The organism is Streptomyces sp. DT190, from assembly GCF_049846985.1.
Taxonomy (GTDB): Bacteria; Actinomycetota; Actinomycetes; order Streptomycetales; family Streptomycetaceae; genus Streptomyces.
On sequence record NZ_JBNCNM010000022.1, the window covers coordinates 123344 to 144425 of the forward strand.

The 21082-nt window shown below is 73.5% G+C and carries 18 protein-coding genes and 1 rRNA gene; 4 read left to right on the top strand and 15 right to left on the bottom strand.

The window, feature by feature from the left end; all coding sequences use genetic code 11:
- Positions 1-106: 106 nt before the first annotated feature.
- Both ACPXCS_RS31060 and ACPXCS_RS31065 read right to left on the bottom strand, forming a co-directional pair.
- Positions 107-733: an NUDIX domain-containing protein gene (locus ACPXCS_RS31060; RefSeq protein WP_425951687.1), complete on the bottom strand. Its 627-nt coding sequence runs from the start codon at positions 731-733 to the stop codon at positions 107-109.
- 95 nt (positions 734-828) lie between these two features.
- Positions 829-2475 (bottom strand): CTP synthase, encoded by a 1647-nt coding sequence (locus ACPXCS_RS31065; protein WP_425951688.1) that lies wholly within the window; start codon positions 2473-2475, stop codon positions 829-831.
- A 474-nt stretch (positions 2476-2949) separates the two neighbouring features.
- Between ACPXCS_RS31065 and ACPXCS_RS31070 the strand changes: the two genes are divergently transcribed.
- The gene (locus tag ACPXCS_RS31070; protein ID WP_425951703.1) at positions 2950-4752 is read left to right on the top strand and encodes a glycoside hydrolase family 15 protein; all 1803 of its coding nucleotides are present in this window, start codon (positions 2950-2952) and stop codon (positions 4750-4752) included.
- 18 nt (positions 4753-4770) lie between these two features.
- Here ACPXCS_RS31070 and ACPXCS_RS31075 read toward each other — a convergent pair whose 3' ends face one another.
- A complete protein-coding gene (locus tag ACPXCS_RS31075) occupies positions 4771-5727 on the bottom strand; it encodes an LLM class F420-dependent oxidoreductase (RefSeq protein ID WP_425951689.1) in 957 nt (318 codons plus the stop codon).
- Positions 5728-5854: 127 nt separating this feature from the next.
- Between ACPXCS_RS31075 and ACPXCS_RS31080 the strand changes: the two genes are divergently transcribed.
- A complete protein-coding gene (locus tag ACPXCS_RS31080) occupies positions 5855-7528 on the top strand; it encodes a PucR family transcriptional regulator (RefSeq protein WP_425951690.1) in 1674 nt (557 codons plus the stop codon).
- A 185-nt stretch (positions 7529-7713) separates the two neighbouring features.
- On the opposite strand, the gene ACPXCS_RS31085 is transcribed toward ACPXCS_RS31080, so the two are convergent.
- The 5 genes from ACPXCS_RS31085 to ACPXCS_RS31105 form a co-directional block, all read right to left on the bottom strand.
- The gene (locus ACPXCS_RS31085) at positions 7714-8856 is read right to left on the bottom strand and encodes a glycosyltransferase family 4 protein (protein WP_425951704.1); all 1143 of its coding nucleotides are present in this window, start codon (positions 8854-8856) and stop codon (positions 7714-7716) included.
- A 206-nt stretch (positions 8857-9062) separates the two neighbouring features.
- A complete protein-coding gene (recN, locus tag ACPXCS_RS31090) occupies positions 9063-10781 on the bottom strand; it encodes a DNA repair protein RecN (RefSeq protein WP_425951705.1) in 1719 nt (572 codons plus the stop codon).
- Positions 10782-10959: 178 nt separating this feature from the next.
- Positions 10960-11865 (bottom strand): NAD kinase, encoded by a 906-nt coding sequence (locus tag ACPXCS_RS31095; RefSeq protein WP_094055423.1) that lies wholly within the window; start codon positions 11863-11865, stop codon positions 10960-10962.
- Positions 11862-12677, bottom strand: a complete 816-nt coding sequence (locus ACPXCS_RS31100) for a TlyA family RNA methyltransferase (RefSeq protein WP_425951691.1) — start codon at positions 12675-12677, stop codon at positions 11862-11864. Before ACPXCS_RS31100 ends, ACPXCS_RS31095 begins: the two co-directional genes overlap by 4 nt.
- Before the next feature lie 7 nt (positions 12678-12684).
- Positions 12685-12969: a hypothetical protein gene (locus tag ACPXCS_RS31105; protein WP_425951692.1), complete on the bottom strand. Its 285-nt coding sequence runs from the start codon at positions 12967-12969 to the stop codon at positions 12685-12687.
- Between the two features lie 42 nt (positions 12970-13011).
- Between ACPXCS_RS31105 and ACPXCS_RS31110 the strand changes: the two genes are divergently transcribed.
- The gene (locus ACPXCS_RS31110; RefSeq protein WP_425951693.1) at positions 13012-13359 is read left to right on the top strand and encodes an SCP2 sterol-binding domain-containing protein; all 348 of its coding nucleotides are present in this window, start codon (positions 13012-13014) and stop codon (positions 13357-13359) included.
- Here the strand turns inward: ACPXCS_RS31110 and ACPXCS_RS31115 are convergent.
- The 4 genes from ACPXCS_RS31115 to ACPXCS_RS31130 all read right to left on the bottom strand — a co-directional run bounded on the left by ACPXCS_RS31115 (position 13343) and on the right by ACPXCS_RS31130 (position 17494).
- Positions 13343-14278 carry an ABC transporter ATP-binding protein gene (locus ACPXCS_RS31115; RefSeq protein ID WP_425951694.1) on the bottom strand — a complete coding sequence of 312 codons (936 nt, stop codon included), beginning with the start codon at positions 14276-14278 and terminating at the stop codon, positions 13343-13345. The genes ACPXCS_RS31110 and ACPXCS_RS31115 overlap by 17 nt on opposite strands.
- Positions 14275-15315, bottom strand: coding sequence for a FecCD family ABC transporter permease (locus ACPXCS_RS31120; protein ID WP_425951695.1), 1041 nt, complete (start codon positions 15313-15315; stop codon positions 14275-14277). Before ACPXCS_RS31120 ends, ACPXCS_RS31115 begins: the two co-directional genes overlap by 4 nt.
- Positions 15312-16355, bottom strand: coding sequence for a FecCD family ABC transporter permease (locus ACPXCS_RS31125; protein ID WP_425951696.1), 1044 nt, complete (start codon positions 16353-16355; stop codon positions 15312-15314). Before ACPXCS_RS31125 ends, ACPXCS_RS31120 begins: the two co-directional genes overlap by 4 nt.
- 107 nt (positions 16356-16462) lie before the next feature.
- Positions 16463-17494, bottom strand: coding sequence for an HAD hydrolase-like protein (locus tag ACPXCS_RS31130; protein ID WP_425951697.1), 1032 nt, complete (start codon positions 17492-17494; stop codon positions 16463-16465).
- Between the two features lie 73 nt (positions 17495-17567).
- Here ACPXCS_RS31130 and ACPXCS_RS31135 point away from each other — a divergent pair, with 73 nt between their 5' ends.
- Entirely contained in the window at positions 17568-18860 is a 1293-nt protein-coding gene (locus ACPXCS_RS31135) for a DUF1015 domain-containing protein (protein ID WP_425951698.1), read from the top strand.
- A gap of 98 nt (positions 18861-18958) precedes the next feature.
- Here the strand turns inward: ACPXCS_RS31135 and ACPXCS_RS31140 are convergent, their stop codons facing one another.
- The 3 genes from ACPXCS_RS31140 to rrf all read right to left on the bottom strand — a co-directional run.
- On the bottom strand, positions 18959-19750 hold the full coding sequence (locus ACPXCS_RS31140; protein WP_425951706.1) for a tetratricopeptide repeat protein: 792 nt from the start codon (positions 19748-19750) through the stop codon (positions 18959-18961).
- The gene (locus tag ACPXCS_RS31145; protein ID WP_425971065.1) at positions 19642-20784 is read right to left on the bottom strand and encodes a hypothetical protein; all 1143 of its coding nucleotides are present in this window, start codon (positions 20782-20784) and stop codon (positions 19642-19644) included. Before ACPXCS_RS31145 ends, ACPXCS_RS31140 begins: the two co-directional genes overlap by 109 nt.
- Before the next feature lie 225 nt (positions 20785-21009).
- Positions 21010-21082 (bottom strand): 5S ribosomal RNA (rrf, locus tag ACPXCS_RS31150); the annotation flags it as partial.

Sequence of the window (21082 nt, forward strand, 5' to 3'; positions counted from 1 at the left end):
GAGCGTCGAGACGGCCGCCCCGAAGGGTCGCGGGCAACGGCGCGACCGCCCACCAGGGCGCCGCACGGGCCCCACGACCGCCGCACCGCCCCCCTCAGCGGAGCGGCTACGCCTCGAAGGGCCGCGCCGGCCACGGGGCCTGCGCCGGGCGCAGCGCGTCCAGGCCGTCACCGGACCGCGCGGCCACCAGGGACAGCACACCCACCACGAGGCAGTTGTTGTGGAGCTCGCCGGCGAGCACGCCCCGGACCAGGTCCTCGACCGGCACCCGGTCGAGCTCCATGTCGGCTTCTTCCTCCTCGACCGCGAAGCGCTCGCCCTCGGCCTCGGACAGATCACGCGCGAGGAAGATCCGCACGGCCTCGTCGCAGCCGCCGGGGGTGGTGTAGACGTCGGTCAGCACCCGCCAGTCCTCGGCCTTGACGTGGGCCTCCTCGTACAGCTCGCGCTGCGCGGCGTGCAGCGGGTTCTCGCCGGGGACGTCGAGCAGCCCGGCCGGGATCTCCCACAGCTTGTGGCGCACGGGGTGGCGGTACTGGCGCAGGACCAGGACGCGGTCGGCCTCGTCGAGGGCGAGGACGGCGACGGAGCCGGGGTGGACCTGGTAGTCACGGCCGACCACGGTGCCGTCGGGCATGACCACGTCGTCGGTCCGCACGGAGGTCTTGTTGCCCACGAAGGGCGTGTCCGTCGCCCGGATCTCCCATGCCTCCGGGGTGTCCTTGATCGTCATGCCTGTCCTTCCACGTGCCCTGCGCGACCTGCCGGAACGAAACCGGGGTGCACGCCCTTGAAGGGATGCACCCCGGCCACCGTACAACTGGTGTGTTACTTCGAAGTCTTCCGCTCGACCGCGGCCTTCACCAGCCCGGCGAACAGCGGGTGCGGACGCGTCGGGCGCGAGCGCAGCTCCGGGTGCGCCTGGGTGGCGACCAGGTACGGGTGGACGTCGCGCGGGTACTCCACGTACTCGACGAGCTTGCCGTCCGGCGAGGTGCCGGAGAACAGGATGCCCGCCCTCTTCTCCAGCTCGCCGCGGTAGGCGTTGTTCACCTCGTAGCGGTGCCGGTGGCGCTCCTCGACGTACTCCTTGCCGTCGTACACCTCGCGCACGATCGAGCCCTCGGCCAGCTTCGCCGGGTACATGCCGAGCCGCATGGTGCCGCCCATGTCGCCCTCACCGGCGACGATGTCCATCTGCTCGGCCATGGTGGAGATGACCGGATGGCCGGTGGCGGGGTCGAACTCCGTGGAGTTGGCGTCGGAGATGTCGGCCAGGTTGCGCGCGGCCTCGATCACGATGCACTGCAGGCCGAGGCAGAGGCCGAGCAGCGGCACCTTGTTCTCGCGGGCGTAGCGGATGGCGCCCACCTTGCCGTTCACGCCGCGCTCGCCGAAGCCGCCGGGGATGCAGATGCCGTCGACGTCGCCGAGCTGGGCCGCGGCGCCGGCCGGGGTCTTGCAGTCGTCGGAGGTGACCCACTTGATCTTCACGCGGGCCCGGTTGGCGAAGCCGCCGGCGCGCAGCGCCTCGGTCACCGACAGGTAGGCGTCGGGCAGGTCGATGTACTTGCCGACCAGGGCGAGGGTGATCTCGTGGTCGGGGTTGTGGACGCGGTCGAGCAGGTCGTCCCAGGTCGTCCAGTCGACGTCGCGGAACGGCAGGTCCAGCTTGCGGACGACGTAGGCGTCCAGACCCTCGCCGTGCACGGTCTTCGGGATGTCGTAGATCGAGCGGGCGTCGGGGCAGGCGACGACGGCGGCCTCGTCGACGTCGCACATCAGCGAGATCTTCCGCTTGATCGCGGTGGGCACCTCGCGGTCGCAGCGCAGCACGATCGCGTCCGGCTGGATACCGATGTTGCGCAGGGCCGCAACCGAGTGCTGGGTGGGCTTCGTCTTCAGCTCACCCGAGGGGCCGATGTACGGCAGGAGCGAGATGTGCACGACGAAGACGTTGTCCCGGCCGACCTCGTGACGGACCTGGCGGACGGTCTCCAGGAACGGCAGCGACTCGATGTCGCCGACCGTGCCGCCGACCTCGGTGATCACGACGTCGACCTCGTCCGTCGCCATGCGGCGGATGCGGTGCTTGATCTCGTTGGTGATGTGCGGGATGACCTGCACGGTGTCGCCCAGGTACTCGCCGCGCCGCTCCTTGGCGATCACCGTGTTGTACACCTGGCCGGTGGTCACGTTGGCGGAGCCGTCGAGGTCGCGGTCGAGGAAGCGCTCGTAGTGGCCGATGTCCAGGTCGGTCTCGGCGCCGTCGTTGGTGACGAACACCTCACCGTGCTGGAAGGGGTTCATCGTGCCGGGGTCGACGTTGAGGTACGGGTCGAGCTTCTGCATCACGACGCGCAGGCCCCGGGCCTTGAGCAGCATGCCCAGGCTGGAGGCCGTCAGGCCCTTGCCGAGCGAGGAGGCGACACCCCCGGTGACGAAGATGTGCTTGGTCGTCGTGGAATTGGGCATGGCCAAGAGGGGGCTCCCGTGGTCGCGATCTGGAGGTGCGGTTCGGGGGTCTGGCGCCCACCGGTCCACGGGCTACCAGCGTATCAGCGCCGCGAGGTGATGGCTTCCGGCCACGCTCCGCACACAATCCGACACGGGGCGATCATCGTCACCGGCCCCTCACCCGCTGCTCACTCGTTCGGCGTACCCGCCTTGCCCGGAGGGGCACCCGGATCTTCCGCGTGCGTCGTATCCTGCTCGGACACTCGCTGCCGAGCCCGTCCGGCCCAACGGCACCACCCCCCGCCCGTAATCACCGGAACAACGTGAGCTCGTCAGTTCGTTGAGCAACAATTGGCGCTTTGCGTCACGGCTGAGTGACCTGTTTTGCTTCATCGCTCAACGACGCATTGCTGGACCTGCTGAACACCCCCCTTGACCGCACTAGCGACAGCCCCCTTGCGGGGTGACGTGGCCGTTCGACTGGAGTTGCACGTGGCCGGGCGCATCGAAGACTACGCACTCATCGGAGACATGCAGACCGCTGCCCTGGTCTGCCGGGACGGGACAGTCGACTGGCTGTGCCTGCCCCGCTTCGACTCGCACGCCATCTTCGCCGGCCTGCTGGGCACCGAGGAGCACGGCTTCTGGCGGCTCGGCCCGGCCCACGCCTCGGACCAGGAGCCGCCCACGGCCGCCCGGCGCAGCTACCGGGGCGACTCGCTGATCCTGGAGTCCGAGTGGGACACCCAGCGGGGCACGGTCCGGGTGACGGACTTCATGCCGCCGCGTGACGGCGCCCCGCAGCTGATCCGGATCGTCGAGGGCGTCTCGGGCCGGGTGCCGATGCGCTCGGCGCTGCGGATGCGCTTCTCCTACGGGCGGGTGGTGCCGTGGGTGCACAAGCACGAGGGGCGGACGGTGGCCGTCGCGGGCCCCGACTCCGTGTGGTTCGACACATCCGTGGAGACGTACGGCAAGTCGCTGACGACCTACTCGGACTTCACGGTCGCGCCGGGCGAGCGGATCGCGTTCACGATCTCCTGGGAGCCCTCGCACAAGCAGCCGCCGCCGCTGCCCGAGCCGGAGCAGTCGCTGGAGGCGACGGAGGACTTCTGGCGCGAGTGGGTCGACCACTGTACGTACCACGGCCCCTACCGCGAGGCCGTGGTCCGCTCCCTGATCACGCTGAAGGCGCTGACGTACGCCCCGACCGGCGGGATCGTCGCCGCGCCGACCACCTCCCTGCCGGAGGACATCGGCGGCGTCCGCAACTGGGACTACCGCTACACCTGGCTGCGCGACGCGGCCATCACGCTGTCCTCGCTGCTGCGCACCGGCTACCGCGAGGAGGCCCGCGCCTGGCGCGAGTGGCTGCTGCGCGCGGTGGCGGGCGACCCGGAGAACCTGCAGATCATGTACGGCATCGCCGGCGAGCGCGAGCTCGGCGAGGCGGAGCTGGACTGGCTGCCGGGCTACGAGAACTCCGCCCCGGTCCGGGTCGGCAACGGCGCCGCGCACCAGCTCCAGCTGGACGTGTACGGCGAGGTCACCGAGGCCCTGCACCTGGCCCACATGACCGGCCTCGCGCGCAACGACTACGCCTCCCTGCTCCAGCTGAAGCTGATCCGCTACCTGGAGGACCACTGGCAGGAGCCCGACGAGGGCATCTGGGAGGTGCGCGGCCCGCGCCGGCACTTCGTGCACTCCAAGGTGATGGCCTGGGTCGCCGTCGACCGCACGATCAAGCTGATCGAGTCCGGCGACGCCGACGGCCCCCTGGAGCGCTGGAAGGAACTGCGCGACGACATCCACCGGGACGTGTGCGAGCGCGGCTACGACAAGGAGCGCAACACCTTCACGCAGTCCTACGGCTCCAAGGAGCTGGACGCCTCGCTGCTGCTGATCCCGCAGATGGGCTTCCTGCCGCCGGACGACAAACGGGTCATCGGCACCATCGAGGCGATCCAGCGGGAGCTGTCCACGCCGGACGGCTTCATCCTGCGCTACCCCACCTCGGGCGGCGACGAGGGCGTCGACGGCCTGCCCGGCGACGAGGGCGCGTTCCTCGCCTGCTCGTTCTGGATGGCCGACGACCTGGCGATGATCGGCCGCGTGGACGAGGCGCGCAGGCTGTTCGAGAAGCTGCTGTCCCTGCGCAACGACCTCGGTCTGCTGGCCGAGGAGTGGGACCCGCGCCTGCAGCGCCAGGTGGGCAACTTCCCGCAGGCGTTCAGCCACGTGCCGCTCATCGACACGGCGCTGCGGCTGACGGCCTCGGGCGCCTACGGCGGCTGAGCACGGGCCCGGGGAGCGTCAGCGCGGCCTCAGCGCCGTGAGCGTGCGCTCCCCCGCCGGGTCGCCCGCCGTGGCCGGGACGAGGGCCACCTCGTCGAGTCCGGCCTCGGCGTAGGCGTCGATGCGGGCGCGGACCGCGGCCGCGTCGCCGACCAGGGCGACCGTGCCGGCGGCCTCGGGCGGCAGGGCCCGCAGCAGGGTGTCGCGGTCGGTGCCCTTGGCGGCGAGCTCGACGACCTCGGCGAACCCCGCGTCGACGAACATGTCGCTGTAGCCCGGCACGGGGAGGTAGCCGACGACGCCGCGCAGGATCTGCGTGAGCGCCTCCGGCTCCGGGTCGACGGCCGCGGGCAGCCAGGCGGCCAGCCGCGGTGGGGTGCGCCCCGCCTTCTCGGCCGCCGCCAGCATCCGCGCCCGCAGCATGCGCACCTGCCCGGGCGAGACCAGGTCGAGGAGCATGCGGTCGGCGTGCCCGACGGCGGTGGCGACCGCGCGCTCGCCGAACGCCGCGACGGTGAGCATGCCCCCGGGCGGCGGCAGCCGGCGCGGGAAGCCGCTGCCGGGCACGACCGGCTCGCCCGGCAGGCTGTCCATCAGCGCCCGCACGGCCGCGGCCGACTCCTCCAGCGTCGTGGCGGGACGGGTCCGGGGCCGGCCGTGCACGCCCTCGACGACCCGCTTGCTCGAGGTGCCCAGGGCCACGCCCACGGGCCGGCCGGTGACGGCCGCGGTGGAGGCGGCGCCCCGGACGACCGTCAGCGGGTCGCGCACGTTCACCGGCACGGGCCCGGCGGTCAGTCCGACCCGCTCGGTGGCCGCGCCGATCGCCGTCGCCAGGACGAACGAGTCCCAGGTCGGCCCCTCCCCCGCCCACACCTCCCGGTATCCGAGCCGGTCGGCGAGCACCGCGACCCGCAACGGCTCCTCGACCGGACTGTCGTCCTCCCGCCCCACCGCGACCACGCTGATGTCCATGGAGGCGCCGGTACCCGGTCGACCACCCCGTAATCCCGGGGCGGATCCGCCCCGGGACCCCGGTGTGATCGTCCCGGTGCCCGTCCGGAGATGTCCGCTGGGCACCCGCCCGGGTAGCGTCCGGCCCATGGAGAGCGGGACGGACAGCGGCTACGGCACCCAGGGCGCCGGGATCACCGTGCAGCGGGCGCTGGAGCTGCCGGGGCTGCGCAGCGGGCTGCCCGAGGTGCTGGCCGGGGCCGACCGGCTCGGACGGACCGTGCGCTGGGTGCACGCCGGCGAGGTGCCGCACATCGCCTCCCTGCTCAAGGGCGGTGAACTCCTGCTGACCACGGGCTACGGCCTCGGCACCCGCCCGGCCGAGCAGCGGGCGTTCGTGCGCACGCTGGCCGAACGCGGCATCGCGGCCCTCGTGGTGGAGCTCGGCCCGCGCTTCACCCGGCTGCCCGCGGCCCTGGTCGACACGGCGCGCGCGGCCGGTCTGCCGCTGGTGCAGCTGCACCGCGAGGTGCCGTTCGTCACCGTGACGGAGGAGGTCCACACCGAGATCGTCAACGGCCACTACGCGCTGCTGCAGCGGGCCGAGGAGGTGCACCGGCGCTGCACGCGGGCGGTGCTCAGCGGCGGTGGTGTGCCCCAGGTGCTCGGCATCCTGGCCGACTTCGCCGCCAACCCGGTCTTCCTGGAGACGGCGGAGGGCCAGCTGCTGTACGCCGCCGGGGCCGGTCCCGAGGGCGCCGACCCGCTCCAGGTGTGGGAGGGGCTGCGCGGCCAGCACCGGGACGAACCGCCGCTCGCCGGCTCGCTGCTCGTGGACGTGCCGGGCGGCGGTCCGGGCAGCGGGGGCGTCCGGGCGCGGCTGGTGCTGCTGCCCGTGCGCACCCCCCTGGCGCCGGTGCACCGGATGGCCGCCGAACGGGCCGCGGGCATCCTGGCCGTGGTGCTGATGCAGGCGCGGCAGGAGGAGGAACTGGCGGCGCGTGGACGCGGCGACTTCCTCACCGACCTCGCCGAGGGCCGGGTGACGGCGGAGGACGCCCCGGCGCAGGCGCGGGTGCTGGGCTTCCGGCCGGGCGAGGGGCCGCTGCTGCCGGTCGTGATGCGGCTCGGCGACGCCCTGTCCCCCGGGGGAGGCTGGGCCGTGCTGGCCCGGGCGGTCTCGGAGGAACTGGCCGCGGTGGGCGTGCCGGTGCTGCTCGGGGTGCGGCCGGTGGAGGGGCGGGTGCTGGTGCTGCTCGGGCTGCGCGCGGAGGCGGAGCGGGCGACGGTCGCGGACCGGGTGGCCGCGGCGCTGCGGGCCGGGGTGGGGCGGGCCGGGATGCTGCGGCCGGGCGGGCCGCCGCCCGTGGTGGTCGTCGGGGTGGCGGGCGGCTGGACGGCTGCCGCCTCGGGGCTGCGGCACGCGGCCGAGACGGCCACGGCGGCCCAGGGCCTGCCGGACCGGCCCTGGTACGACGCCCGCCGCCTGGACATCGACCTGCTGCTGTGGCGGCTGCGCGACGATCCGGACCTGGCCGCCTTCGTCGACCGCGCCCTCGGGCCGCTCCTGGAGCACGACCGCCGCTCCCGGCCGCCGCTGCTGCCCACCCTGACGACCTATCTCGCCCACGCGGGACGCAAGGCGGAGACGGCCCGGGAGCTCCACCTCAACCGGCAGACCCTGTACAACCGGCTGGCGCGCATCGGGGAGCTGCTGGGCACGGACCTCGACGATCCGCAGACGGTGCTGGCGTTGAGCCTGGCACTGCGGGCCCGCCGCCATGTGCCCCCGGCCCCGCAGACCAGGGCTCCGGGACCGTAGGGCGCCTCCAGGTCGTGTCCGCACAGTTCCTTCGTCCGCCCGGAGGGCGGACCCTGCGGCGTCCGGTGCGTGCTCTCGGCGTGCCGGACGCGGTCCCTCGTACTGGGGCGTACTCGGGACTGTGTCCGGTGCGGCGAGAGTGCGTGCCAGGCGTCGCGGGGCAGGAGGGACTGTGCGGACACGGCCTAGGGGAGCGGCAGCGGCCGGGTCAACTCGTCGTAGACGCTGAGCACTTGGGCGACGGTCTCGTCCTCGGTGGGCCAGGTCGCCGCCTGCCGGACGCCCTTGTCCTGCAACTGGGCCCGGCGCTCGGGGTCGCCGAGCAGCCGTACGACGCACGTGGCGAGGGCCCGGGCGTCCCCGGACGGGACGAGTTCGGCCGCGTCGCCGACGAGTTCGGGGATGCCGCCGACGTCGGTCGCGACGAGCGGCACGCGCGCGTGGAGGGCCTCCTGGGCGAGCACCGAGCGCGCTTCCCAGCGGCTGGGCAGCAGGGCGAGGTCGGCGGCGGCGAGCAGGTCGGTGATGTCGTCGCGGCGCCCGATGAGCCGGACCGGCAGTCCCTCGCTCTCGATCCGCTCCTGGAGCTCGCCGCGCAGCGGCCCCTCCCCCGCGATCACGACCAGGGGGACGGGGTCCAGGCGGCGCCACACGCGCGCGGCGTCCAGCAGCACGTCGTATCCGCGGTGCCGCTCCAGGGATCCGACGGCCATGAGCAACGGCCTTCCGATCGCGCCGAGTTCGGCGCGCACCTTGGGCCGCATCCGGTCGGGGTCGTCGGGCTCCACGGGCCGGCGCGGGCCGGGCAGCGTCACGGCGGCGAGCCGCGCGTCCCGGGCGCCGGTCAGCCGGGCCCGGTCCACGAGCGCCGAGCTCGTGCCCAGCACCACCGTGGCCGCCTTGACGACCCGCCGCTCCAGGACGCGCAGCAGATGGGCCCGCGCACCGTCGGCGTGCGCCCGGTCGTGCCACGTCACGACCAGCGGAGTGCGCACGCGCCGCCCGCTGAGCGCGAGCACGGTGCGGAAGGAGGCGTGCAGCCCGTGGGCGTGCACCAGGTCGGCGTCGGCGCAGGCCGCCCGCAGGGCCGCCACCGAGACGGGGTCGCTGCTGCGCGGCACGTGCACGTGGTCGGCCCCGACTCCGCTGAAGTCGTAGGCGCGATCCGCCTCGAAGGGGGCGCACACCCTGACTTTCACGCCCCGCGCGACGAGCCCCGCGGCCAGCGAGCGCACATGCGCACTGCTCGCGGCGTTGCCCCCGCCGAGCACCTGAACGGTGCGCAGCGGCGACTGGCCAGGCGGTGAGTGGCTGCTCACGGGCGTCACGTGGCCGGGCTCCTGGTTCGGTCGGGCGGTCACGGCGCGGTTTCCCACGCGTACTCCGCCAAGGATGCCAGGACATACGGGGGTTCCGGGAACGCCAAAACCCCCGGCGGCGCGACCGTGGGGCGCGGAAACGGGGGAATGCGCCGGGCCGAGTCACCCACACGAGTGAAGTTGGGCGACCCGCCCGGCACCGGCCCGCCCTCCGGCTACAGGTCCGCCCGCGCCGTCGCCAGCAACTCCTCCGCGTGCGCCCGGGCGGTCTCCGAGTCCTCCTGGCCGGCGAGCATCCGGGACAGCTCCCGGACCCGCTCCTCCCCTTCCAGGACCTTGACGCCGGAGCGGGTCACGGAGCCGTCGTTCGTCTTCTCGACCAGCAACTGCCGGTCGGCGAAGGCGGCCACCTGCGGCAGATGCGTCACGACGACGACCTGCGCGGTCTTCGCCAGGCGTGCCAGCCGCCGGCCGATCTCGACCGCCGCCTTGCCGCCGACGCCGGCGTCGACCTCGTCGAAGAGGTACGTCGGCACCGGGTCCGTCCCGGCGAAGACCACCTCCACGGCCAGCATCACGCGGGACAGCTCACCGCCGGAGGCGCCCTTGGCGATCGGCCGGGGCGGGGCGCCCGGGTGCGGGGCCAGCAGCAGCTCGACCTCGTCGGCTCCGGCGGGCCCGTAGGCGACGGGCCGTCCGCCGACCTCGACGCCCTCGGGGTCCTCGGTCTGCCGGATGTCGAAGGACACGCGCGCGTGCGGCATGGCGAGGGACGCCAGCTCGGCGGTGACGGCGGCGGCGAACCGCTCGGCGGCCTCCGTCCGGGCGTCCGTCAGCGCCTGCGCGAGTCCGCCCAGTTCGGCCCGGAGCGCGTCCCGCTCGGCGGTCAGCTCCCCGATCCGCTCGTCGTCCCCGTCCAGTTCGGTCAGCCGGGCGGCGCCGCGTTCGGCCCAGGCCAGCACGGAGGCGATGTCCTCGCCGTACTTCCGGGTCAGCCCGGTGAGCGCGGCCCGCCGCTCCTCGACGGCCGCCAGCCGCAGCGGATCGGCGTCCAGGTCGTCGGCGTACCCGGCGAGGTCCCCGGCCGCGTCGCGCAGCAGGATCCCGATCTCCCCGATGCGGTCGGCGAGCGCGGCCAGCGCCGGGTCGTGCGACCGCACGGCGTCCAGGGCCCGCTGGGCGCCCGCGACGAGGGTCCCGGCGTCCACGCCCTCGGGGTCCTCCGGATTGCCCGCCAGCGCGGCGTGGGCGGCCGCGGCGGCCGAGGCCAGCGCCTCGGCGTGCCCGAGCCGCTCGGCCTCCTCGGCCAGCTCCACGTCCTCACCGGCCCGGGGCTCGACGGCGGCGATCTCGTCGAGCCCGTAGCGCAGCAGGTCGGCCTCCTGGGCCCGTTCCCGCGCGCGCGTGGTGATCTCGTCGAGCTCGGCGGAGACGGCCCGCAGCCGCTTGTACGCCTCGGCGTACTTGGCCAGCGGCACGGCGACCGCGTCGCCCGCGTACCGGTCGAGCGCCTGCCGCTGCCGGGACAGCTTGAGCAGCCCCTGCTGGTCGGTCTGCCCGTGCACGGCCACCAGCTCGTCGGCGAGCTCCGCGAGCACGCCCACGGGCACGCTGCGCCCGCCCAGGTGCGCCCGGGAGCGCCCCTCGGCCGAAACGGTACGGCTGATCAGCAGGGCGCCGTCGTCGAGCTCGGCCCCGGCCTCCTCGGCGCGTACGGCGACGGCGGCGTTCTCGGGCACGGTGATCCGCCCCTCCACCACCGCCTTCCCGGCGCCGATCCGCACGAGCGCCGGGTCGGCCCGCCCGCCCAGGAGCAATCCCAGGCTGGTGACGACCATGGTCTTGCCCGCACCCGTCTCACCGGTGACCGCGGTGAACCCCGGCGACAGCTCGACCACAGCGTCGTCGATCACACCGAGCGACCGTATCCGCATCTCCTCCAACACGGACACGACCTTACGAGGTCCGGGCCGAGGATTGCGACCGGCCTGCCCTTGTCACCCACGCGAGTGGCGGCGCCCCCCTCGGGGGCGTGGGGATCTGCGCGACGAGCCACCCACGACCCGCACCCGCCGCCACCGGGCGACCACGCCCCTGAGACGAGCGACCACGCTAATGAGGGGCGCCCCGCCACCCGGAGACGGGCAGCGCGAACTTCGCCACCAGCCGGTCCGTGAACGACGCGTGGTGCAGCCGGGCCAGCCGCACCGGCACGGCCCCCCGCCGCACCTCCACCCGCGCCCCGGCGGGCAGCTCCACCGTCCGCCGTCCGTCGCACCACAGCACCCCGGGCGGAATGTGCGGCAGGACCTCCACGGCCAGCACGGAATCCGGCGAGGTCACCAGCGGCTTGGCGAACAGCGCGTGCGCGGAGATCGGCACCATCAGCAGCGCCTCGACCTCCGGCCACACCACCGGCCCGCCCGCCGAGAAGGCGTACGCGGTCGATCCAGTGGGCGTGGCGCACACGATCCCGTCACAGCCGAACCCGGTGACCGGCCGTCCGTCGATCTCCAGGACGACCTCCAGCATCCGCTCGGCGGACACCTTCTGCACGGCCGCCTCGTTCAGCGCCCAGTCCGTGTGCACGATGTCGCCGTTCTGGTGCACCACGACGTCGACGGTCATCCGCTCCTCGACCTCGTACGCCTTGGTCACCACCCGGTCGACGACCTTGTCCAGGTCGTCGCGCTCGGCCTCCGCGAGGAACCCCACCCGCCCGAGGTTGACGCCGAGCATCGGCACCCCCGACGCCCGCGCGAACTCCGCGCCGCGCAGCAGCGTGCCGTCACCGCCCAGCACGATGAGCAGCTCGCAGCCGTCGAGGCACTGCGGGGTCGCCTCCTTGACCAGCACCACCTCGTCCGGCAGCGGCAGGTCCCGGGCCTCGTCCTCCAGGACGCGCACGCCGAGGCCGGAGCGCAGCAGTCCCTTCACCACGAGCTCGGCACTGCGTACGGCCGCCGGCCGTCCCGTGTGGGCGAGCAGGAACACCGTACGAGCTCGGTTCTCGGTCAACGCGGCCCCTCCGCCACTGCTCGGTCAACGTCGGCCGGGTCCAGTGCCGGTGCCCCGGCCCGCAGCCACAAGAAGTATTCGACATTCCCCGACGGCCCGGGCAGCGGACTCGCGGTCACGCCCTTCGCCCCGAGCCCCAGCCCCCAGGCCTTCTCCGCCACGCCCCGCACCGCCTCGGCCCGCAGCTGGGGGCTGCGGACGACACCCCCGCTGCCCAGCCGCTCCTTGCCCACCTCGAACTGCGGCTTGACCATCATCACCAGGTCGGAGTCCGGCTTCACGCACCGCACCAGGGCGGGCAGGACCAGCCCGAGCGGGATGAAGGACAGATCCCCCACGACAAGATCCACAGGCTCCCCATCGATCGCTTCAAGCGTCAACTCGCGTACGTTCGTACGGTCCTTGACGGTGACGCGTTCATCCTGCTGCAGGGACCACGCGAGTTGTCCGTATCCGACGTCCACGGCGACGACGTGGGCGGCCCCGGCCCGCAGCAGCACGTCCGTGAACCCGCCGGTCGAGGCGCCGGCGTCGAGCGCCCTGCGCCCCTCGACGACGAGTCCCTGCGGCACGAACGCCTCCAGCGCGCCGGCGAGCTTGTGGCCGCCCCGGGAGACGTAGTCGGGGTCGTCCGCGTCGGCCGCGACGACGATGGCGGCGGCGGTCTCCACCTGCGTGGCCGGTTTCGTCGCGACGGTCCTGCCGACGGAGACCCGCCCGGCGGCGATCAGCTGGCCGGCGTGCTCACGCGAACGCGCGAGCTTGCGGCGGACCAGCTCCGCGTCCAGACGGCGACGTGCGACTCCTGCCACGTTCGGTTCAGCTCCTAGGTCCAGGCTGCGGCGGGGGCGCCGGAGGTCCCGGGCGTACGTCGAGCGCGGTCAGCGCGTCGCGCAGCCCCCGGTGTACATCCTCGTACACCTCGACGTGCCCGTCCGTGGCGAGGTGGTCCGCGTCACCGAGCCGGGTCAGGGCCGCGTCCACACCGGCGTCGCCGGTGGGCGTGCGGGGCACGTTCAGGGGGGCGGGGGCGGCCGGGTCGTGCTCGGGCTCCGCCTGCTGGGCCTCCGCCGGGAGGTCCGTCGGGGGAACTGCGTCGTCCATGCCCCGACGCTACCGCGAACCGCTGCGGTACCGTCGATCGCGATGGCCACGATCGAGGAGTGCCGCAGCGCACTCGACAAGCTCTCGGACAGCATGCAGCGCGCCGAAGGGGGCGTCCGCGAGGCCGCGGCCCTGGACCGCTCGGTGAGCTGTCACATCACCGACCTGGACGTCACCTTCGTCGGCCGGATGCGCGGCGGCCGGATCGAGGTGCGCGACACCGTGCCCGGGCCGCCGCCGGACAAGGCCGAGATCAGGCTGGCCATGACCGGCGACGACCTGGTGGCCCTGGTCGACGGCGAGCTGAACTTCGCCACGGCCTGGGGCTCGGGCCGGGTGAAGCTGCACGCGGGGCTGCGGGACCTGCTCCGCCTCAGGAAGCTTCTGTAGCGGCGACCTTCCCGGCCCCGGCCCGCACCGCGTCCTGCGTGCCGGCCGCGTCCCTGACCCGTGCCTTCCGCGCGGCCGGCACCACCAGCGGCGTGCCCGTCTCCGGGTCGTCGATGACCTGGCAGCGCAGTCCGAAGACCTCCTCGACCAGCTCGGCCGTGACGATGTCGTTGGGCGCGCCCTCGGCGATGACCGTGCCCTGGCGCAGGGCGATGAGGTGCGTGGCGTAGCGGGCGGCGTGGTTCAGGTCGTGCAGCACGGCCACCAGCGTGCGCCCCTGCTCCTCGTGCAGCTGGGCGCACAGGTCCAGGACGTCGATCTGGTGCTGGATGTCCAGGTACGTCGTCGGCTCGTCGAGCAGCAGCAGCGGGGTCTGCTGGGCGAGCGCCATGGCGATCCACACCCGCTGGCGCTGGCCGCCGGAGAGCTCGTCGACGTAGCGGTCGGCGAGTTCGGCGACGCCGGTCTGGCGCATGGACTCCTGCACGACCCGCTCGTCCTCGGTCGACCACTGGCGCAGGATGCCCTGGTGCGGGTAGCGGCCGCGGCCGACCAGGTCGGCGACGGTGATGCCGTCGGGCGCGATGGACGACTGGGGCAGCAGGCCGAGGGTGCGGGCGACCTTCTTCGCGGGCAGGGACTGGATGACCTGCCCGTCGAGCAGCACCCGGCCCTCGTTCGGCTTGAGCATCCGCGACAGGGCCCGCAGCAGCGTGGACTTGCCGCAGGCGTTGGGCCCGACGATCACGGTGAAGGAGTTGTCGGGTATCTCCACCGACAACTGCTCGGCGATGACCCGCTGGTCGTAGGCGAGGGTGACGTTCTCGGCGGACAGACGGTTCACGGTGCTCCTTCGGTTGTTCAGCCCGCTGCTGTTGCTGCTCGGGGCGCTCGTGCCCGCTGCCGTTCCGGTGCTCATATCCGCCCCGCCTTGCGTTCGGTGACCAGCAGCCACAGCAGATAGACACCGCCGAGCACGCCCGTGACCACACCCACGGGCAACTGCTCCACACCGAACGCCCGCTGCGAGGCCCAGTCGGCGACGACCAGCAGGGCGGCGCCCATGCACAGGGAGGCCAGCAGGTTCGGCCCGGGCGACCGGGTCAGCCGCCGGGCCAGCTGCGGAGCGGTGAGCGCCACGAAGCTGACGGGACCGGCCGCGGCGGTCGCGGACGCGGTGAGCAGCACCGCGGCGACCATCAGCAGCAGCCGGACGCGCTCCACCCGCACGCCGAGCGCGTACGCCACGTCGTCGCCCATCTCCATCATCCGCAGCCCGCGTCCGTTGGCCAGGACGAGCGGCACGAGCACCGCGCACAGGGCGAGCAGCGGCCACACCTGGGCCCAGTCACGGCCGTCGAGCGAGCCCGTCATCCACACCACCGCGCGGGCGGCGTCCACGATGTCGGACTTGGTGAGCAGATAGCCGTTGACGGCGGTGACGATCGCGGAGACGCCGATGCCGACCAGGACCAGCCGGTAGCCGTGCACGCCCCGCTTCCAGGCCAGCACGTAGATCGCGAAGCCGGTCACCAGGCCGCCCACCAGCGCGCCGACGGCGACCTGGTTGGCGCTGCCGGAGAACAGCACGATCATCGTGAGCGCGCCGGCCGTCGCCCCCTGGCCGAGGCCGAGCACGTCCGGACTGCCCAGCGGGTTGCGGGAGATCGACTGGAACAGCGCGCCGCCCAGCCCCAGCGAGGCGCCGACCAGCAGCCCCACCAGGACCCGCGGCAGCCGCAGCTCGTTGACGATGAACTCCTGGCCCGCGGTGCCCTCGCCGACCAGCGTGCGCAGCACGTCGGCGGCCGGTATGGGGAAGTCGCCGGTGCCGATGAGCACGACACTCGCCGCGAGGGCCGCGAGAAGCAGCAGGAGCACGACGGTGAAGGCCCGCACGTCCAGGCGTACCGACAGCCCGCCCGGGGTCCGCACCGCACGGTTGGTGGTCTTCACAGCTGCGCCGTCCTCCGCCGTCGTACGAGAAAGATGAACACCGGACCGCCGAGGATCGCGGTGACGATGCCCACCTGCAGTTCCGCGGGCCGGGCCACGACCCGGCCGATGACGTCGGCGCCGAGCAGCAGCACCGGCGACAGGATCGCCGCGTACGGCAGGATCCAGCGCAGGTCCGGCCCGGTGAAGGAACGCACCACGTGCGGCACCATCAGCCCGACGAACACGATCGGCCCGCACGCGGCGGTCGCGGCCCCGCAGAGCACGGTCGCGGCGAGCATCGACAGCGCCCGGGTCCGGTTCAGGTTGGCACCGAGGGCCTTGGCCGTGTCGTCGCCCATCGCCATGGCGTTGAGCGGCCGGGCCAGGGCCAGCGCGAGGACGGTGCCGGTGAGCAGGAACGGCAGGACCTGCTCGATGGTGGAGTCGGTCGCAGCGGAGAGCGAACCGAGCGTCCAGAAGCGCATCTTGCCGAGGGCCGCGTCGTCCATGATCATCACGGCCTGGAGGTAGCCGAAGAGCGCGGCGCTGATCGCCGTACCGGCGAGGGCCAGCCGCACCGGTGTCGCGCCCCGGCTGCCGCCGAGGAACCACACCAGCGCCCCGACCGCGGCCGCGCCGAAGAAGGCGAACCACACATAGCCGCTGAGCGAGGTGACGCCCAGGAAGGTGATGGCCGTGACGACCGCGGCGGACGCGCCCGCGTTGATGCCGAGCAGGCCGGGATCGGCCAGCGGGTTGCGCGTGAGGGCCTGCAGGACCGCCCCGGCCAGTCCCAGAGCGGCGCCGGCGAGCACCCCGAGCACGGTCCGCGACAGCCGCTCGGCGACGACCACGTCGCCGTAGCTCCCCGAATCCTCGAACAAACCGTGCCAAACCTGCGCCAGGGACAGCTCTTTCGCCCCGATCGCGATACTCGCCAGTGCGACGAGCACCAGGATCGCGACGGACAGGAGCAGCCCAAAGGCACGCGCCGCACGTCGGGTTGGGGGCGCGGGGGCGGTCTCCGCGCGCTGTTCGGGGGGACTCTCGACCAACACGCAGTTAGGTTAGCCTACCCTCGCAATCGATCACGATTCGAGAGCCGGGCCGCCCCTCGCACACCCGCGTGAGAGCCTGCCCGGGCACCGCGCTCCCCAACCGGCGCTCACAACCCCAGCCGGTCCAGCGCCTTCTCGCCGTCCAGCGCGCACGCCCCGTCACCGGCCGCCGACCAGGCCGCCGCGCACAGGGCCCGCAACCCGTCCAGCGCCTCGCCCTCCCCGTCGAGCTCCAGCCGCTCCGTACCGGCCTTCGCCGTCCAGCCACCGCACCGGAACCCGCCCGTGTCCGCCTCCTCGACGTCCGGCTGACCGCCCAGCATCCCGCGCAGGTCCGCGTCCACGTACGTCGGCCGGTGCTGCGGCGGCGCGGCCAGCAGCTGCGCCCCGTCGGTCACGCCGGTCAGGACCAGCAGCGAGTCGACCTCCCCGTTGAACGCGCCCTCGATGTCCGTGTCCAGCCGGTCCCCGACGACCAGCGGCCGCTTCGCCCCGGTCCGCAGGATCGTCTCCCGGTGCATCGGGGGCAGCGGCTTGCCCGCGACCTGCGGCTCGGCGCCCGTGGCGATCCGGACGACCTCCACCGCCGCCCCGTTGCCCGGCGCGATGCCGCGCCCGCTCGGAATCGTCAGGTCCGTGTTGGAGGCGAACCACGGCACGCCCCGGGCGACCGCGTAGGACGCCTCGGCGAACCGGCCCCACGGCAGGTCGGGACCGCCGTAGCCCTGCACGACCGCCACCGGCTCGTCGTCCGCCGACTCGACGGGCTCCAGGCCCCGCTCCCGCAGCGCCACCCGCAGCCCCTCACCCCCGATCACCAGCACCCGCGCACCCGCCGGCACCTGCTCGCTGATCAGCCGCGCGACCGCCTGCGCCGACGTGATGACGTCCTGCGCGCCCGTCGGTATCCCCAGCTCCGTCAGATGCCCGGCCACCGTGTCCGGAGTCCGCAGCGCGTTGTTGGTGACGTACGCCAGACGCATCCCGCCCTCGCGTGCCGCCGCCAGCGACTCGACCGCGTGCGCGATGGCGCTCCCGCCCGCGTACACGACTCCGTCCAGGTCGAGCAGTGCCGTGTCGTACGCCTCGCTCAGGGCCTGCCCACTGCCCTCGGGCCTCGTCCTGACGCTCCGGCTCATCCCGCATCGCTCCTCGGTTCGGCGGCTTTCCCCCGATCATCCCCCATGCCGCCGACACCCGTACGATGCCGGGATGAACACAGCAGGTCACTCGGAGGCAACGGCGCACCGAGGCCTGGAACTCACCCCGTTCCGAGGCCTTCGTTACGACCCCGACCGGGTCGGCAGCCTTGCCGCCGTCACATCTCCGCCGTACGACGTCGTGGTGCGCCCCGACGGCCTGCACCACCTCGAGTCGTCCGACCCGCACAACATCGTCCGCCTCATCCTGCCCCAGGCCGCCACCGCCGGCGCCCGCAACGAACAGGCCGCCGAGACCCTGCGCCGCTGGCTGTCCGAGGGCATCCTGACCGCCGACCCGGAACCCTGCCTCTACGTCTACGAGCAGCGCGACGGCGACGGCATGCTCCAGCGCGGCCTCATCGGCGCCCTGCGCGTGTCGGACCCCGCCGAGCGGGTGGTGCTGCCGCACGAGGACGTCATGCCGCACGTCGTCGCCGACCGCGCGGCCCTGATGCGGGCCACCTCCGCGAACCTCGAACCGCTGCTCCTGACCTACCGCGGTGACGACACGTCGGCCGCGACGGCGGACCTGATCGAGCGCACGGCCGACCGGCCCCCGCTCCTCACGACCACCACGGAGGACGGCTTCCGCCACCGCCTGTGGGCGGTCACCGCCCCCGACGAGCTCACCACCGTCCGGCGCGACCTGGCCCGCCACCAGGCCCTCATCGCCGACGGCCACCACCGCTGGGCGACCTACCGCCGCCTGCGCACGGAACACCCCTCCCCCAGCCCGTGGGACCACGGCCTGGTCCTCCTGGTCGACACGGCCCGCTACCCCCTGCGCGTGCGCGCCATCCACCGCCTCCTGCACGGCCTGCCTGTCGCGCGGGCCGTGGCGGCCCTGGACGGCCGCTTCCGGGTACGCCGTCTCGACGTGCCGCTCGCCGCGGCCCTCGAAGTGCTCGCGGACGCGGCCTGCGCGGGCAACGCGTTCCTGCTCGCCGGCGACGGCTCCTTCCACCTCGTCGACCGCCCCGACCCGGACCTGCTGGCCCGTACGGTCCCGGCCGACCGGCCGGCGGCCTGGCGCACCCTGGACGCGACGGTGCTGCACGCCACGCTCCTGGAGCACGTGTGGCACATCCCCGAGGACTCCCCGGACCGCATCGCCTACATCCACGACACGGCCGCCACGGTCGCGAAGGCGGAGCGCGACGGCGGCACGGCCGTGCTGATGCACCCGGTCCGCGAGGAGGTCGTCCGCGACCTCGCCCGGCAGGGCGTGACCATGCCGCGCAAGTCGACGTCGTTCGGCCCGAAACCGGCGACGGGCCTGGTCCTGCGCGCACTGGACCTCTGAGCGCACGCTCCCGCGGCACACGCGCGGACACACGAAGGGGGCGGATCCCGACCGGGACCCGCCCCCTTCTCTCACGCACTCACATCAGGCGCCGGACGTCAGTCCTTCTGCTCCGGCTCCTCGGCAGCGGCATCGCTGTCGCCGTCCCGGCTACCGCCCTCGGTCTCGACCTCGGTCTCAGCCTCGACCTCGTCGCTGTCCTCGTCGTCATCGGTCAGGACGTCCACGAACTCCACGCCGTCCAGCTCCGCGAGCCGGTCCGAGGCGTCCGTGCTGCCGTCCCGGTCGGCCTCGACGGCCTTCGCGAACCACTCACGTGCCTCGCCCTCACGCCCGGCGGCGAGCAGCGCGTCGGCGTACGCGTACCGCAGGCGCGCCGTCCAGGGCTGCACGGCGTGGGCGGCCAGCTCGGGGCTCTGCAGGGTCACGATGGCCGCGTCCAGCTGCCCCATGTCCCGCCGCGCACCGGCCGCGACGAGCCGCATCTCGACCTGCCCGGCCTTGTCGAGCTTGTGCACTTCGGGCGCACCGGCCATGTCCAGGGCCTTCTCCGGCCGCCCGAGCCCACGCTCGCAGTCCGCCATGACGGGCCACAGGTCGATGTTCCCGGTCATCCGCTTGGCGGCCCGGAACTCGGCCAGCGCCTCGCCGTACTTCTGGGTGGCGTACGCGGCGAATCCCGCGGCCTCCCGCACGGCGGCGACCCGCGAGGCCAGCCGCAGCGCGATCCTGGAGTAGGCGTACGCGCCTTCGGGGTCCTCGTCGAGGAGCCGCGCGACCATCACCAGGTTCCTGGCGACGTCGTCCGCGAGCGTTTTCGGCAGACTCTGCAGCTCCTGCCGTACGTCCTTGTCGATCTCCTCGCCCGTGACGTCCTCGGGGATCGGCAGCCGCTTGATCGGCTCCCTGTCCCGCTCCCGCTCCTCACGGAACCGGCCACCGCCGCCACGCCGGTCGTCCCGACCCCCGCTGAAGCCGCCGGGACGTCCCCCACGGTCGTCACGCCGGGGCCCACGCCCTCCACGGTCGTCCCGGCCACCACGGAACCCACCGCGGTCGCCATCGCGCCGGTCGTCCCGACGATCATCGCGCCGGTCATCACGGCGGTCGTCGCGCCGGTCGTCCCGCCGGAAATCGCCGCGGTCGCCGCGCGGGCGGTCGTCGCGACGGAAGCCCGGCCGATCGTTGCGACCGGCGTCATCGCGGTCGCGGCGGAACCCGCCACGGTCCCCGCGCTCGTCACGGCCACGGAACCCACCACGGTCATCCCGCCGGAAGCCGCGGTCGCGGTCGTCGCCGCCCCGGAAGTCACGGCCGCGGTCGTCACTGCGGAAGCCGCGGTCGCGGGAGTCGCGGCGCTCTCCGCGGTCGTCCCGACGGGGGAATCCACCGCGGTCGCCCTCACGCCGGTCGTCACGGCGATCGTCGCGCCGGTCGTCACGTCGGTCGTCACGTCGGAACCCACCACGCGATCCACGGTCGTCACCGCGCTGGAAGCCCCCACGGTCGTCACGCCGGCCGTAGCCACCACCACGGTTGTCGCCGCCACGGCTGTCATCACGGCGGTTGTCGTCGCGGCGGTTGTCGTCACGACGGAAACCGCCACGGTCACCACGGTCGTCACGGCGGAACGAAGGACGGTCACCGCCACGGTCACCACGGTCGTCACGGCGGAACGAAGGACGGTCACCGCCACGGTCACCACGGTCGTCACGGCGGAAACCGCCCCGGTCGCGATCGTCCCTGCGCGGACCCCGGTCACGGTCGTCACGCCGGCCGTAGCCACCACCACGGTTGTCGCCGCCACGGCTGTCATCACGGCGGTTGTCGTCACGCCGGAAACCGCCACGGTCCCCACGGTCGTCACGACGGAACGAAGGACGGTCACCCCGGTCACCTCGGTCGTCGCGACGGAAACCGCCACGGTCGCCACGGTCTCCGCGCTGACCGCCACGGTCGTTCCGGTCCCCCTCCCGTCGCCGCTGGTCGCGCTCCGGTCGGTCGTCGGGAGAGTTGGTGGACATGGTGACTCCTGTCTTCGGTACCGCAAGTCATTCTCGCGCAGCCGGGTGCCCAGCGCGCAGTGCAAAAACAAAAGGACCCCTGGTCCCCAGCTGAACGCTGGTGACCAGGGGTCCTTCCAAAGATTGTTCGGCGGCGTCCTACTCTCCCACAGGGTCCCCCCTGCAGTACCATCGGCGCTGTAAGGCTTAGCTTCCGGG